A 15,058-nucleotide genomic window follows, 5' to 3' on the forward strand; every position below is an offset into this window, starting at 1 on the left:
TTCCCCTATTCTGCTAATTCGAATTTTAAATTTGGTTTGACGGGCTCATAGTTTTCCAACTTGAAGTCCGACGCTTGAATCTTGTAAAAATCTGTACCATCTGGAACGTCCAGATAAAATCTGGGTTCACTCTGTTGTCCCTGACGTCCCAATAGTATCTGAGCATTATCCAAATGCCGTTCGTAAATGTGAACATTTTGTATGAACTGAGTAAATTTACCAACTTTATAAGACAGGTGCTTTGCAAAAGCTAACTGTAATGAATGATATTGGAGCGCATTTATGTGACCTGCTACAAGGTAATCAGAACTTCTTTGAATAAGTGTGCAGTCGAGAACCAGCTCCCCTTCTTCTCTTCGAACTGACCACAATGTTTCGTAAGCACATGGACTTAAAGCTCCAGGTTCTGATAGGTCTTTTTCTTGCCACATATTCATAATGTGTCTTCTACCAAAAGGATTCTCTTTTAAACCTTGTAATAATTTATCAACCATTTCATACCGATTGATAGTCGCACCATACCGTTGGCCAATAGTTCCGTCAGCCATCTTCCAATTCTCCCACCAATTAACACCTCGGGCTTCTAGTACAGATAAGTCAGAAGTCTGGTCTTGGTATATCCATAAAAGTTCTTCGTTAGAACTCTTGAATGCGATAGGACGTAGAGAGGTAATTGGAACCTCTCCTTTGTCTGTATCAAAAGTAATTATTTCCTGAGTGATAAAAATACTATTTGCAGAGGTTTTGTCAGAAGCCCACACGGTCCGAGGATTTTCGTCCAAGTGGCCTTCATTTAAAATCTTAGCAATCAATTGTTTGAATTTAGCATCAACATGACGTTCATTCTTCTCTAGCATAGTCGTCATCAGGACTTATCTCCTCTTCTTCAGCCTCAATAGTAAAGTTATCCAGGAGATTTTGTAAGAAGTTAAAAATATCAGGATTTTCTTGAAGAGCAGCAATCATTTTGGCTTTACCGTTAAATTTCAAGTCGATGCCATTTACATTGAATACTTCACCAGTTTCGGGGTCGATAACAGATAACCAAGAAGTCCCTTGAATAATACCGGCAAGTTTGCACAGGTCAATTATTTCTTTTTCTACTGAATATCCAACCGTATAGTATAAATCCGTAGTCGCAACTTTTTTAGGTGCATCAGACTTATTCTTAACCATCTGTACCTTCATTTGATGACCAATAACCTCATCACCGTTTTTGATGTCTTCTCCACGAGTAATCTTAATTCTCAACCAAGAGTAAAATTTCAAAGCTCTACCACCAGGTGTTGTTTCTGGATTTCCGTACATAACACCAACTTTTTCACGAATCTGATTAATAAAAATAATCGAAGTTCCGTATTGCCGAATACTTCCATTTAATTTCGTACAAGCTTGAGACATTAATCGAGCTACTAACCCCATTGTTTGCTGGCTCATTGAACTTTCTTCTACCTTTGATGGCGTCAAAGCTGGAACTGAATCAACAACAGCTAGTGCAACATCCCCGGTACGAATTAACCCATCAAGAATATCTATGGCGTGTTCTGCTGTATCCGGGTCAATATAAACCAATTCTGTTAAATCCACTCCATATTGGGCAGCTAGTTCTTTATCGAACCCACCTTCGGCATCGACAAAAATACACGACTTTGGTTCGTACCCTTCTTCATGTTCGGCTCGTTCTCTTTCGATTCTTTGACGTGTAGCAATAGCAATGATAGAAAAGGTTGACTTACCCGCAGATTCAGGACCATAAATTTCAATAATTTTCCCTTCAGGAATACCACCGTTATTTGACGAAACAGCCAAATCAATCATTTTACTGCCAGTAGAATAATGAACGGTGTGTCTCATTCCTTTTTCGGCGATATCAGTATGGGACCTAGAAAACTCCTTGTTTGCTTTTTTGATAATTTGAAGCATTTTAGCACTAGGCATTCTCATTCTCCTTTTCTATGAAGTCCATTACAGTTCGCAAGGACTTTAGCAGGTCATCTGTTTCAATCTCCTCGTCGACTGTTTTTGGAATAGTGTTCTCTATTTTTTCCTTTATAGCAGTTAGTACATTCAATAGTGAAGAATGCTCTGTGTTTGTTTCATTAACGAAAGTTTTTCTTGCTTTTTCCATCTCGTCAACAATCATTTCAGCAATATTATCTTTTGTAGTGTATGGCAATAACGTATAGTAGAAATGAAATAGGTGTTGCATTAATGAAGCGTGGACTTCTTCTTTTACTTGCTCCACAGTGACATTAGTTTTCATAATAGTTCTCCTAAAAAGAGAGGGGGCTAGCCCCTCTATCTATTTCTATTAAAATGGAAGGTCATCATCGGCAATATTAACTGAATTTCCAAAACCATCATTTGACCGAGAAAAGTCCGGCTGCCCAAGATTATTCCCGAATCCACCAAAACCTCCAGGATTGTTATTAGGGAAGCCTGCATTAGATTGTTGATTCTGGGTTTGACCAAATCCAGTGTTTTGATTAAATCCACCATTGTTCTGATTCTGATTATTTTGTTGGTAGCTGCCATTTTGATTTTGTTGATTTGAGGACTGGAATCGCCCTGATTGATTGTTGCTGCTATTATTATTTTGATTGTTTCCACTAGCACTTTCGAGTAGCACAACTTGATTAACTTTCAAGATTTTTCGAGAACGTTTTTCTTTTGTTTGTGAATCTTCCCAAGAGCTTGTTTGAGGTTCCCCGATTAATTGAACCAAGCTACCCTTTTTGCAATACTTAGATAATGTTTGTGCATGACCGTTCGTTGCGGAGAAATCATAAAAATCAGATACCGATTCACCGTTTCTTTTCCCGCTTAGTCGATAAGCAATCGAATTATCGACGACATCAAATTGGTTGTCCCCATTACCTCTCTTATTTAAAACGATGTCTTTTGTAATTCTTCCTGTAATCATTAGTAATCCATTCATTTCTTTACTCTCCTTCATTAGTGTTTTAATTAAATTCCCGTTTGTATTGGGATATAAAATTCAGGTTTGATGCTTTGCTATTAGTTGATAGCATAAATCTTTGGCCTTAGAATCCATTGAATAGGCTTTTCTTTATAATTTACAGGAACGATAACAGCTAAAAAGCCAAAGTCGTTTCTTGTACTTAAACCATCTAAAGACCTCAAGCTATTCAAAAACAAGGAGCCATAGTTAAATGCTACTAAGAATGATTCTTCGTAGATAGATTTGGAAACTCCTTTAATGGTTTTTCCTTTTGACTGTAAAAAACTTTCCATGTCATTACTTATTGGGTGGTAATCTAGACAATGATGAATATTAGAAGAATAACTGCGATAATCTAATCTTTTTCTTTCAGCTAGAATTTCCATTATTTCTTCTTCCATATCTTGTTTTAATTGGATTTGGGTCGCCCCATAGCTGAAATTTACAGAGTTATATACTCTTTGTACAACTCCAATAAGTTTATGGGTCGTACTTTCATAGGTAATCGATTCCTTATGTGCATTTCCTTTTAAAGAGACAGGTAAGTTATCAATCATTGCTTTTTGTTTAAGTGTATTATTCGTCTTAATAGATTCTCTGCGAATATTCAAAATTTCTGCCTTCTCGTAAAGGGACTGAGATTTTGTTTCAATTCCATTACTTCTGGCACGTCGACTTCCTATCCATGAAATAATAGTTCTTTCTGTCGTACTGAAGTTATCAATTAAAAATTGGGCAAATACAGAATTTTTAACATACAGAAATTTACCCAATTCCAGGGATGAACAAACCAATAAAACATCCATTGATTGCTTGATTGAATCAAATTGATTTAGATTGACTTCCTCGAAAATACCAAGTTGAACGGCACGACGAGTATGATAATGTTCATTTATTACATAAAACGTTTTAAGAAAATCGTAGAGATTCTTGTTCATGAAATACACTCCGTCATATTTTCGTATATGATGGACCGTCAGTACTTCTATATCAAAGGTGGAATTTATTTTCGCTTGAACGACCATTGCCATTTTCTTTTTACTCCTCTCTTGACTCTTTTGCATTCTGTTATGCTAATGCAACTACCTCAGGCAATAATACCCACTTGTTTGGCTTAGAGGTGATATTGTAGGGCATTGCCAAATAATATTTCCCGGAAATGATTTTAATTGTAATAGAGTTATGTTTATCAAATGAAAATACAAAAAGTGACCCATAGTAGTTAAATAAATCGAGTCTTTCTAAATAATAAGCAGTCTTGACGCTTTCAACCGGAACATGTAATTTATTTAAGTGTTCTTCCAGCTTTTCATCTACTGGATAAAATTCTAGATACTTTTTGATAGCATTTTGATACTCTTCTTTAGACTCGGTTATTGTTGCCTTGATATAGTCCATGAAGCATTCATTATAGGATTGGGAGGACTCTACATTCAGCCTATTCTTCTTCACAGTAGGGAAAGATGAGTAACTTAGAGTTGCAATTCCTACAAGTAAGGGACTATCGAAGCGAAAATTGCTTCCGTTTTGATAGTTATTCTTTTTATATTTATAAGGAAGAGAACGATATAATCTACGAAACCTTGGGCCTGAATACTGAAGATTCGAAGAATTTTCTATAGTTCTAATATTTAGTTTCTCTACTTTTTTTAGTATTTGTTTCGAGTTAGCAAAATCGCCTGCTTCCCTACTCCGTCTGTTCTTAATTCTTGAAAGGGTTGTTACTTCAAATTTTGTGAGATTTTCAATTATAAATGCAGCTACTTCCTCATCCTTAACATATCTAAATTTCTGATTATTTTGACTCGTAAGAATAAGTAACGGATTAATAGACGTTTTTAAAGACTCTAATTCTAAAAAATTAGCTTCCTCAAAAAAATATTCATTGAAAGATGTATTTAAATGGGTTTCTGAATCACGAAAATGGTGTTTATCCATGTAATCAGCCAGTAAATTGTTCATATGATAGACCCCATCTGAGAGTCGGATATAATAATAAGTTCCAACATCAATATTGAACGTAGAATTCGTAACTGCTTGTTTTATTAAAGCCACTATTCACTACCTGCCTTTCCGATTTTTTGTATAATTACGCCAGGGCAAAGACTTCTGGGAGAAGGTTCCATTTATCTGGTTTTGACTGACCATTAAATGGCAATGCCATGATAGAGTTATGACGAAAGTCTTTTAAAGTTATATTTTTCTTCTGGTCAAACGCACTAATGAATAATGACCCATAACGTTGATAAGTTTCATAGTCTTCGACATAATAAGAGGAATGTTTATTTTCTATTGAAAAGTCATGCATCTTCAAATAATCTTCCAATTTACTATCAACGGGATAATTAGTTAAGTACTCATTCTTCTCTCTCTCATATTTCTCGGTGTAATCTGAAATTTTTGATTTAAGGGTCCTTATAAGTTGATTGATTAAATCTTTTTCTAAATGAATTCTCGTAACATTTCGATATATATTTGGTAGATTAGAGAACTGACTAATCTCAACACCAACAAGAATTGACTTATCACAATATGATGAGCTATCATTCGAAAGCTTATTCTTCTGATAACGATAGGGCAAAGCAGCATTGACAGTTTGCAAAGAAAAGCTATCTAATGATAATGAACGTTTGTAATTTTTAATTTTGATATCTAAGCACTTTGCTTTCAAAAGTGATTCTTTGGAAATAGTTGAATCACCAGTATTTCTAGCTCGTCTATTTTCAACTCTTGCAAATGAGGTTACTTCGGATTTAGTGAAGTGCTCGATAATAAAATTAGCGACTTCTCCATTGATTGCATATCTAAAATATCCTGGACGCAGACTTGCTGTTATCAGCAATGGTTCAATGGATTTTTTTAGAGTTTCCAAATCCGAAAATAAAGCTTCTCCAAATAATTTATCTGAAATGCATGTTTCTCTACCAGTATCAGTACGAACGTAATAATGAGATGATATAAATTGATGAATGCGATTATTCATATGATATATACCGTCTGAAAGTTTAATGTTGTAATAAGTTGAGACATCAATATCAAATGTAGAATTAACAATTGCTTGCTTTACCATAGCCATATCTGTTCATCCTTTCTATAAATGTTTAGTAGGCATGTTGATGCTTTTTTGACTTGCTTTAAGGGGATACCCCCTCTTTTAGAATCGAACTTATCTCTTTTACACCACTTTTTAGAACTTCCTTTTGACTTTGAGCCATTATGATGTTCAATCTTTGAAAAAAAAGATTATAGTTCAATGTCTTGTTGCTCCTATTAAGATAGTTAAACTGTTCATTCGTACTTAAATTGTTTGCAAAAAAAAATTAATTTGATAAACTATAATTAGTTACTGTAACTTTTTTCTTGCCTAAATTATGAAGGATGGTGTGCTATATGGCTTACCCTTATCAGAATGGATTTACCCAATCCTTAATCCGGAGGAATCTTGCACCTATAACAATTGAAAATTACCACCAAGTATTAGAAGACTTTTATAACTACGAAATGAATTTCAACTTAAACTATCAAAGAACATTGGATTTACAAGATATTGTTGAAAATGATGTTAAAGCATATTTAGAGATGATTGTTAAAGAAAGACAGTACAGCAATGAGACTTACAATAAATATTTATCATTTTTAAACAACTATTTTAGATTTCTATTTGTTGAGAAAATTATTGATACCTTGCCAACCATTCGACTTAAAGGATTAAAACGAGAAGACAATCTTGACTTCACAGATACAAGATGGTTATATGATTTACCAATCATTTTGCAAAACAAAGAAATTCACTATTACACAAAACTAAGCCTAATATTCCTAGCTCGCGGTTTTACTGTACAAGAAATGCTTACAGATGGTTTTTATCAGATTTTAAACAATCTTGAGTTAACGAATTATGAAACTGAGTTCTTTATAAAATTCGAAAAATTTATTACTCCTATACAAAGGATTCAGAAAAGTCCTGATTTATTTTTAAAAATACGTATTTCTCCAAATGACCCATTGATGACTGACAAGCATCTTTATAAGTATCTCAAACGAGATTCGTTAAAACTTGGCTTTGATATTCATCCTCGGAATCTTCATCAAAGTTTTTTGATTCACTTTCTTCATGAAAATGAAGCTAATACTGAAGCGAAGTTAACTGATGATGAACTTTTGGATTTACTGCGTCTAGACCCTTCTAGTTTGGCTTATTACAAAAAGATAGCATTCTCTTGATGCATAATCTTATCTCTATATATTTTGTTTATTCCCCATCAATAGAACAGTCAATACGAAATGCATTTTTTTTAGAAACTTTGTAATTGAAATTGTTCTTGATAAAAAGCCAGTTTTTCATCCGATAAGCTGGTCAGACACATTGTTTCTTCTTCTAATCCCTGCAAGTCACCAATACATTGCAAATAAAGCAATTGACTTAATAATTTTGTTCTTATTTCTTGAGACACTTTCACACTCTTCTTTCTCTTTATTTTTACCCCACATATTATGTGGGTTTTTTTGTTTCTTTCTCAGCCTTAGTGAGAGATGTCATATAAATAGAGTCCTCCTAAGAGAACTCTAAGCATTTAGACCAATTTCTTATAAGATACTTCTTGGTTAATCATATTTTTTTCTCGTCGACTGGATTCATACCAATTTCTGATTGAAGTGATGCAATTTACTTCATAAATAACGTCTCGAATTGCGAACCAAATATTACCAGAAGTTAAGTCTAGTAAGAACCAGAAGAAGTTTGAAGAAAACCATCCCCACCATGAAATATCGATTCCCATAATCATTGTGAATTGAGATAGTATCCCTAACAGATAAGCAATGATATTACCCCAGTATCTAATATCTCCTAAAGTGGTACCATCTGACACAAATCCTAATTGCGGAGCAAAGTGAATCAATATGAACAATCCAACAGCGCCCGAAAACAATACAAACCAAGCCCACCATTTATCTAGTTTAGAAATTTTGTATTTATTGTCTTCATCTCGATTATTCTTATTAGCAGCTTTTATCAAACCTACAATATGAGTTCCCCCATAATAAAAACCCGCAAAAGCAAGTCCTGTATTACCAAAGCTAAAGTTTATTAAAACTTCTCCGACATTAGATAATAATCCCAAGACATTACCTGTGATAGGCCATCTATCTCCTAATGTCACCACGCATGGTACGCCTAAACAATAAGCTGTAATAAAGAAACCGATTTGATTGGGTTTAGAAAAATCAGTGATGAAAAAGCCAATAATCAATCCTAATATAATCAGTGAAAGCATATAATGCTTTCGATACTTCCCGTTGCTTAAAGAAATACTGTCAAAACCATTCATAAATGTGGTCATTTAATCTCCTGCTTTCTTGATATCTACTGCGAAAGGCAATAAATTTTCATTGTGTTTCTTGATTTCACTTTCAGTAAAAACGAATTCGTTTGAAGAAGATAAAAAAGCCTTCTTATCAACTTGAACAATATCAAATCTACCTCCTATCATTTTTTTCAAAACAATTAGTGAAGAGGATTCGTTCGATGTTTCTCTATTAATTATTACGTTAAATTGTCGTTCAGATAATGAGTAGTCGTAGCTACTATCTGTTTTTGGTTCCATAGAAAATCTATGTTCCATCATATCAACCAAATGTTGTAATTGTCCTATAGAGTATTTCTCATTGATGTAGGCAGAAATTACTGCTTTACATATTTCATATCGATGCAAGTAACTAGAAGTTTTAATTTCAACATAAGAAATATTGTTGGACTGATAGATTTGCTTAAGTGTATTTTGAAAAGCAATCCTACCTTCATCGTTTCCAATTAACCGTTGGCCATCATCGACCCATTTAGTCGAGTTATCTAATAGAATAGTTAAATCGAAACGGTCATTATCAATCTTCTCTTGAACTGAAGGATGCTTACGACCTTCATAAACTAAACAAAATGCCTGAGTAGCAACATATCCTGTATCTGAAATAACAAACTTATTAGCGTTTCTTCGTGCGAACCGAATATCCTGGTAATGCTGGTTAGCAATAATGGCATAATCGTCGTACTGTAGAGCCGCCTCATCACCACCCAACTCAGCTTCGCAATAGGTTCTTCCATATTCCCAAACTGTAGTTGTTCCAAAAAAGTTTCCCAATTTATCTACAATAATCGTTTTCCCAGAGCTTTCTCCTCCAGCAATTTCAATAGTAGGTGCAATAGCCTCACGAGAAGCACGAGGAAGAAACTCCCAGTATTTTGCTGGGTCCTTTCGTATCTCAGTTGCAGAGATATTCATATCTGTCCGGTATTGGTCTAAGACTAAAACCTCGCATCCAAAATACTTTTGATAGCCATCAACATCTGAAGGTTCATTAATAAAAATACTTAACTCTGAGAAGTTAGTGAAATCCTTAGGTGTTCTTCTTGAGGTTAGAACAGAATTTTTAACTAGCTCTGCCCATTGTTCCCATCCATTGGGATAGCTTGGGACATTAGTCTCGTCAATTAAAATAGGCTGAATCATTGGCTGCATTTGAAATGTTTTTTGAACTATTCTTAATTTGTCCCGAGCTGTCAGAGGTCTTTTCAAATTTGATTGCTCAAAGAGTTTCTCACTTTGAATATCCGAATGACTTACAATTACAAATAAATGGTCCACTAAACTGCTAGCTTTTTGAATCATATTAATATGCCCTTTGTGTAATGGATAAAACTTGCCAATGCACATTCCATACTTTTCCATATATTACTCTCCTGTTCCTGTATTTTATTTCAACATTTTGAGTGAATCTGAAATAATCTGTGCATGGTCAAAAGCAAAACTATTATGTCCGAAAACAAAATAGTCTTTGTCACCGGACAATAAAAATTCCAATTCAAAGTCTTTAAGTTTATACCAAAAGGCTTCAGAAGCATCATCCATAGCAATTACTTCAGGAAAGTCTTCTACTACAGTCGAAAAAGCAATCGAAATCGTCCATCCACGTGGGTCTCTTCCCTTGTCTCCATATACGCCCACTAATTGACTATTTAAAGATTCAAGACCTGTTTCTTCTTTAAGTTCTCGAGCCGCTGCTCTTTGCAGATTCTCGTATGGATTCACAAAACCTCCTGGCAAGGCCAGCATATTTTTAAAAGGATGGCCTTTTCTTCTTATCACCAAAACATGAATCTCGTCGCTCCTATTAAAAACGACACTGTCTACTGTAACTGATGGCATTGGGTAGTTAGGTAAATCCTGATTTTTGTACCATTCGAGCCACTCTAAATAAGGCAAATCTTTTTCATTCATTTAATATTCCTTCTCTCTTCCTATCCATACATTCAATTGATTAGACAATACTGCTCCTCCATCAATATAAAAGATAGAGTCTCCTATACCAACGGAGTATTCGAAGATATCATTAGATTTATCCTTGGTAAAGGAACTTACTGGAGTATGTCCTACAACAAGAACCTTACCCGTATTATTGACTTCTCTAAATGATGGCCTTTGCCAAATCATCCGAAACTTATTGGATTCTCTCCAATCCTCTAAATCAAAATCTACTCCAGCGTGTACAAAAATAAAATTGGAGCTTTCAAAGTAATAATCTAGAGATTGAAGGAATGCCAATTCTGATTGAAATCTTTGTTGGATATATTCTCTTATTTCATTTGTAACAACTGAATAATCCTTATTCAAATAGATGTTGTTCTCAAAATATGAAATGTCCTCAAAATATTCATGCTCAGATAAAAAACTCTTAACAGTACTTAGATTCCAGTCATTTTCCAGTCCGAGGGTATCGCCTTCAAAAATAAAATCAAGAAACATCTTGTCGTGGTTCCCCATTAAAGTAATAACTTGTTTGGGGAAATTAGATTTGAGAGACATAATATATTGTAAAACTCCTAATGAGTTAGGACCCCTATCAACATAATCTCCGACTAATACAAGAGTATTTTCTGGTTTTGATAAGTCGACAGTTTTAATTGCCTCTTCAAGCAAATCTAGCCGTCCGTGAACATCTGAAATTGCATAATAGTTTTTCATAAGCTATCTACCCCATTAAGTACGTCTGCATAGACTTATCTAAATCCGATTTCAAGTCAGAACCAATTCCGTAGTCTTTGATAGATTCGTTTTGCTCAACTAAAGCTTCGATTCTTGTTGTATAGAATCCAAATAAGTTCTCTTGGGATTCGCCCATGTTAATAAAGTCTAGTTCTACAGCATGAACGCTTTCTCGATTAAGCTGCTCATTCAACGAAGTAAATACTTCGATTCTAGAACTTTCTGAAATCCATGTTCGGTTATGCATGCTATTCGCATCAATAACAGGTTCTTCGTTGCGCCAACCAACCAGCAAAAAGGCTACAATTGGATTCATAATAACCTTCTCAACGTCAACCATTTTATCTTCATCAAAAACCATCAGGTTTGATTCCAGGGTTGGTGTTTTTTGCATGTCAATATAACAATTTTTCGCAGGATTGTAGATATATAATTCTTCGTCAATGACAGTATCTTCTACGGCTATCTCAGAAAAGTTTTCTAATACATGGTCAAAAACCTTTGTAGATAAATGACAAATATCTCCATCTTCATCTGTCCAAATAATACCTAGCTCTAGTTCAATGAATCTGAAGAACATTGAATCATAGTTTAATACATTACTGCCTTTTGCTTCTGCTGTATTCGTAATTACAGATACACGTTCACCTTTCCAATCCCCAGCAATAAGATTAATTAAGAAATTGGTCTCTTTATTTTTAATCAAGTGTGCTTCCAGACTACTACCGGAAAGATGAAAAAATTGCTTTTTATCATAGTTCACTACTAAATACTGCAATGTCATATGTAACTCCTCCTTCGTTTTTTAGAAATTATTTTCTTTCAATCAAAAAGTCCAGTAAAAAATAAAAAAAAGGGGAGTCAAACCTCCCCATAATGTTTAAATAATTTTGAGACCTTTTGATTCTGCTACTTCAAAAATATCAGCTGCAGAAATCTCATGAATTCCTGGAGCTTCTGCTTCTAATTGGTAAAATTCTTCCAACTTAGCGGGATTGTTTACAGAATCTGCATCACTGAAAAATGAAAAACTATCTAAAATTACTAGTTCTGGAGTAGCTACTAGTTCACCTGTAGTCACGTTAATCGCACGAATGTTTTCAATTACACTTTTAAGGCCATCTTTTTCAATTCGATAGTCCATGTATCGGACTTTTTGATTATTTTGCACTGCAGTGACTTGTGCTAAAAATTCAGATAAAGGCACATCCATCAAAACATCATTCAGAATACGGCCATTGACTACGGTTAAATCACCTGAAAGATTTTGCTCGCTGACTTTGCTTAAAAAGTCTTCGATACTTGTTGCGTAAACTGTAGTAGCAGCTTCGCTGTTAGGAGACATTAATACGGCAGAGACGATGCGTTTTAAACTAGTATTCTTAACTTCGACAGGTAAGGAAATATAGTATTCCAATGTTTTATATAAAGATGAAAATAGATTTTGTGTTAAACCATTTTTACTACTATAATTAATAGTCCATTGGTCCTTTTCACTATCAAAAATATAAAAGAGTGGCGTATCATCTTCACTTGAACCAAAAATTTTAATGATGGATTCTTCAGATTCGAATTCATTATTCTCACCAATTGTTTCAAAGACGACATGTAATCCATATGCTTCTAATAACATTTTAAGCTCTTGAGGATTCCGTTGAATCAAGCGAACAAAGAAGTTTGGAAGCAACTTTGCTTGGTCCGTAATTTCACTACAGCTATAAGTCCCATTGTTTAGCGCTGTGATATTTTGCCCATATCCATTAGTCCCTAAATACATAACTGCTTGATGCGCATGTAGAGAAGTTCCTTCTGTTACAACAAACGCAGACAGAGTATTGGATGTTTCTCCCCCCTCTGATACAGAGGGACTTGGTGCTGTGTCTGTATGAACAATAATTCCTTGTTCAGCAGCTAAAGCGGCGTAATTGTATCCCAAAGCAACTGCTAGTTCTGGAGTTACTTCTACCCCTGCTACTCGTGGATGAACGCTTGCAGTAACCTGAGACTCAGGGGTTAAAGAAGTAGCTGGCATCACACCTGGTGTAGCAATGCTTGTATCAGGAATAGCTTGAACCGCAGCTAACCCTTGATTGAAAGCCACCTCTAATGGATTAGGACTTACCGGCATTTGTGTTGAACTATTCGAAACAGCAGCTTGTGCGGCCATTTGCAATAATGTTTCCTCGATTGGTTGTGCTACATTCAATTGATTGTTTTCCATAATTTTCTCTCCTTAAATTGTTATCAATTTATTTAATTCATTTTCTTCTGACCTAGTAATATAATTTCTTAATCCCTCTTCCTCAGGGACAAATTTGGTTTCCCCGATAAAAAGCAGGGAATCATCTTTTTGAATTCTTTCAAGAATAATGTTTATTAAATTCATAACCTCTTCAGAATCATAACTCTGATATACTCCAACAAAAGACAAAGTGAAATAATCATCATCATCAACAATGTGGAAGCTGTACTTGTCGTGATAAGGTGTCCACTCATCTTCAGCCACCACGATGACATGATTAACTTCCAATAAACTTTTAATCTGTGATTTAACTGAATCAGAATTCGAATGATATGTTTTGTAATTTAACCCAACTGTAAAATCAATAAACTTCATACTTCCCTCCTCACTTTCTTCCAGAAATGTCTACAATACGAACCTTCAATCCACCAGCCTTCGCTAAATTGACCATAGATTGTGTGCCCCTACTTTGTTTGTCCCAAAACGCTACTAATGCATCAGCATACTTGCTCATTTCTGCATTGCGCATTGGTCCAGCCGCATTTCCAAAAGTGCCCCATTTTGCAGGAAAGCAAGTAAGCAGTAGATTATTTTCTTTCGCATATCTTTCACCTAAAGAATCTACTCCCTTTGCATTGCCAGAGACGATTTCAATGGCTTCCTTGTTTTTAACGTTACGTAAAAAGAAATCCAAAGATTCTTTGACAACTTTGTAATCAGTAAAATCCCTATTTCCAGCGACTATCAATTTAAAAACCACTAAATCCTTCTCCTTTCCTGTTAATGATTTGCTTTTAGTGAGATGGGCGTATGCCCCTCCTGAATCGAAGGAGCATTCCCTGTACCTCAATTAGAATGTTGCTTTTGTTAAGTGCAAGTAGTCATCTCCAAAAACACTATTTATTACTGGAGTGTCGTCACTTTCCTGAACCTTTTCATCTAGATTAGTTAACTGAGCCTCAAAGCTATCGATGTAGTGAATTAATAAAGCCATTGGTGTTCTAGGACGCTCTTCAAAATGCCCATGGTGTTGTAGAATGATGGCAATCAATTGATAGAACCATTCTTCACTATAGGTATCAACGATTTGAGTTTTCACTTCAGTGACTAATTCTGCCCCCAAAAAGCGATGAGAAACGAAGCTGTTTGCCATATATTGACCGTTATACATTTCTAATGTCTTTCCAATATCATGGACTAGTAAACCAATATAAAACAAATCAATTTGGTCTTGCGTTTTAAATAAATTTGGATGCTGACCTTCAATTACAGAGCCAATATTTATCATCTTTGCAGTATGGGCTAACAGACCATGACGTACATTGTCATGATGAGATTTCGCAGAGAACTCTTCTAAGAACCGTTTAAATAGCCCTTCTTTTGAGGTTAAAATCATATTCAGAACCGCATGAGCCTTTTCAGAAGTCTTGGTATGAATCAGACTATTGACATCACTCCATATTTCAGTTGCATTGTATGGTGTTTGTAAAAAAATTGAAGAATCAATTGTAATCTCGGTATTCATCTTATCGATTACAACTTGGAAGTTGTCATTATAAATGTTTGTATTCCCAGCTACTTCTCCTACCAATTCTTTCACTTGATACATATCCTGCATTTTTAATGAAAGAGTTTCGTCCCAGCAATTGAAAGTATATTTATTTCCATAGGTATCCATCAGAATCCCGGTTGCATACTTACTCCGTTTACCAGAGCGCACCGCTAAATCTATGATTTTAACTACATCAATAATGGGTTCCCCGTTTTTACCTTTAACCTCTCGTATTTCCTTTGGTGACATATTTACTACCCCTT

At 34.9% G+C, this 15,058-nt stretch carries 18 protein-coding genes; 1 reads left to right on the forward strand and 17 read right to left on the reverse strand.

Annotation, left to right across the window (positions count from 1 at the left end; all coding sequences use genetic code 11):
• Positions 1-5 precede the first annotated feature (5 nt).
• The 7 genes from IGI72_RS18435 to IGI72_RS18465 all read right to left on the reverse strand — a co-directional run bounded on the left by IGI72_RS18435 (position 6) and on the right by IGI72_RS18465 (position 6,038).
• The gene (locus tag IGI72_RS18435; protein WP_438755233.1) at positions 6-866 is read right to left on the reverse strand and encodes a thymidylate synthase; all 861 of its coding nucleotides are present in this window, start codon (positions 864-866) and stop codon (positions 6-8) included.
• Positions 841-1,938: a recombinase RecA gene (locus tag IGI72_RS18440; protein ID WP_176462055.1), complete on the reverse strand. Its 1,098-nt coding sequence runs from the start codon at positions 1,936-1,938 to the stop codon at positions 841-843. Before IGI72_RS18440 ends, IGI72_RS18435 begins: the two co-directional genes overlap by 26 nt.
• Entirely contained in the window at positions 1,931-2,263 is a 333-nt protein-coding gene (locus IGI72_RS18445; protein ID WP_438755235.1) for a hypothetical protein, read from the reverse strand. Before IGI72_RS18445 ends, IGI72_RS18440 begins: the two co-directional genes overlap by 8 nt.
• Positions 2,264-2,311: 48 nt before the next feature.
• The gene (locus IGI72_RS18450) at positions 2,312-2,938 is read right to left on the reverse strand and encodes a single-stranded DNA-binding protein (RefSeq protein ID WP_176462054.1); all 627 of its coding nucleotides are present in this window, start codon (positions 2,936-2,938) and stop codon (positions 2,312-2,314) included.
• 80 nt (positions 2,939-3,018) lie between these two features.
• Complete coding sequence (locus tag IGI72_RS18455; RefSeq protein ID WP_438755237.1) at positions 3,019-3,993, reverse strand: hypothetical protein; 975 nt, start codon at positions 3,991-3,993, stop codon at positions 3,019-3,021.
• Positions 3,994-4,030: 37 nt separating this feature from the next.
• Positions 4,031-5,017 (reverse strand): hypothetical protein, encoded by a 987-nt coding sequence (locus tag IGI72_RS18460; RefSeq protein WP_438755238.1) that lies wholly within the window; start codon positions 5,015-5,017, stop codon positions 4,031-4,033.
• A 34-nt stretch (positions 5,018-5,051) separates the two neighbouring features.
• On the reverse strand, positions 5,052-6,038 hold the full coding sequence (locus tag IGI72_RS18465) for a hypothetical protein (protein ID WP_438755240.1): 987 nt from the start codon (positions 6,036-6,038) through the stop codon (positions 5,052-5,054).
• Between the two features lie 314 nt (positions 6,039-6,352).
• Here IGI72_RS18465 and IGI72_RS18470 point away from each other — a divergent pair, with 314 nt between their 5' ends.
• Positions 6,353-7,186, forward strand: a complete 834-nt coding sequence (locus IGI72_RS18470; protein WP_438755242.1) for a site-specific integrase — start codon at positions 6,353-6,355, stop codon at positions 7,184-7,186.
• 71 nt (positions 7,187-7,257) lie between these two features.
• On the opposite strand, the gene IGI72_RS18475 is transcribed toward IGI72_RS18470, so the two are convergent.
• The 10 genes from IGI72_RS18475 to IGI72_RS18520 form a co-directional block, all read right to left on the reverse strand.
• Entirely contained in the window at positions 7,258-7,416 is a 159-nt protein-coding gene (locus IGI72_RS18475; RefSeq protein WP_438755244.1) for a hypothetical protein, read from the reverse strand.
• Positions 7,417-7,536: 120 nt separating this feature from the next.
• Entirely contained in the window at positions 7,537-8,304 is a 768-nt protein-coding gene (locus IGI72_RS18480) for a nicotinamide mononucleotide transporter (RefSeq protein WP_438755246.1), read from the reverse strand.
• Positions 8,305-9,687 (reverse strand): multifunctional transcriptional regulator/nicotinamide-nucleotide adenylyltransferase/ribosylnicotinamide kinase NadR, encoded by a 1,383-nt coding sequence (nadR, locus tag IGI72_RS18485; protein ID WP_438755247.1) that lies wholly within the window; start codon positions 9,685-9,687, stop codon positions 8,305-8,307.
• Positions 9,688-9,711: 24 nt separating this feature from the next.
• The gene (locus IGI72_RS18490; protein ID WP_438755249.1) at positions 9,712-10,236 is read right to left on the reverse strand and encodes an NUDIX domain-containing protein; all 525 of its coding nucleotides are present in this window, start codon (positions 10,234-10,236) and stop codon (positions 9,712-9,714) included.
• The gene (locus IGI72_RS18495; RefSeq protein ID WP_438755251.1) at positions 10,237-10,980 is read right to left on the reverse strand and encodes a metallophosphoesterase family protein; all 744 of its coding nucleotides are present in this window, start codon (positions 10,978-10,980) and stop codon (positions 10,237-10,239) included.
• Positions 10,981-10,987: 7 nt separating this feature from the next.
• Positions 10,988-11,785: a hypothetical protein gene (locus IGI72_RS18500; protein ID WP_438755252.1), complete on the reverse strand. Its 798-nt coding sequence runs from the start codon at positions 11,783-11,785 to the stop codon at positions 10,988-10,990.
• A 96-nt stretch (positions 11,786-11,881) separates the two neighbouring features.
• Positions 11,882-13,222: a hypothetical protein gene (locus IGI72_RS18505; protein ID WP_438755254.1), complete on the reverse strand. Its 1,341-nt coding sequence runs from the start codon at positions 13,220-13,222 to the stop codon at positions 11,882-11,884.
• Between the two features lie 12 nt (positions 13,223-13,234).
• A complete protein-coding gene (locus IGI72_RS18510; RefSeq protein WP_438755255.1) occupies positions 13,235-13,618 on the reverse strand; it encodes a hypothetical protein in 384 nt (127 codons plus the stop codon).
• A 10-nt stretch (positions 13,619-13,628) separates the two neighbouring features.
• Positions 13,629-14,003 (reverse strand): SLOG family protein, encoded by a 375-nt coding sequence (locus IGI72_RS18515; protein WP_086373313.1) that lies wholly within the window; start codon positions 14,001-14,003, stop codon positions 13,629-13,631.
• A gap of 90 nt (positions 14,004-14,093) precedes the next feature.
• Positions 14,094-15,044, reverse strand: a complete 951-nt coding sequence (locus IGI72_RS18520; RefSeq protein ID WP_086373312.1) for an HD domain-containing protein — start codon at positions 15,042-15,044, stop codon at positions 14,094-14,096.
• Between the last annotated feature and the right edge of the window lie 14 nt (positions 15,045-15,058).

The organism is Enterococcus sp. DIV1059_2 (assembly GCF_051713685.1).
GTDB classification, from domain to species: domain Bacteria; phylum Bacillota; class Bacilli; order Lactobacillales; family Enterococcaceae; genus Enterococcus_D; species Enterococcus_D casseliflavus.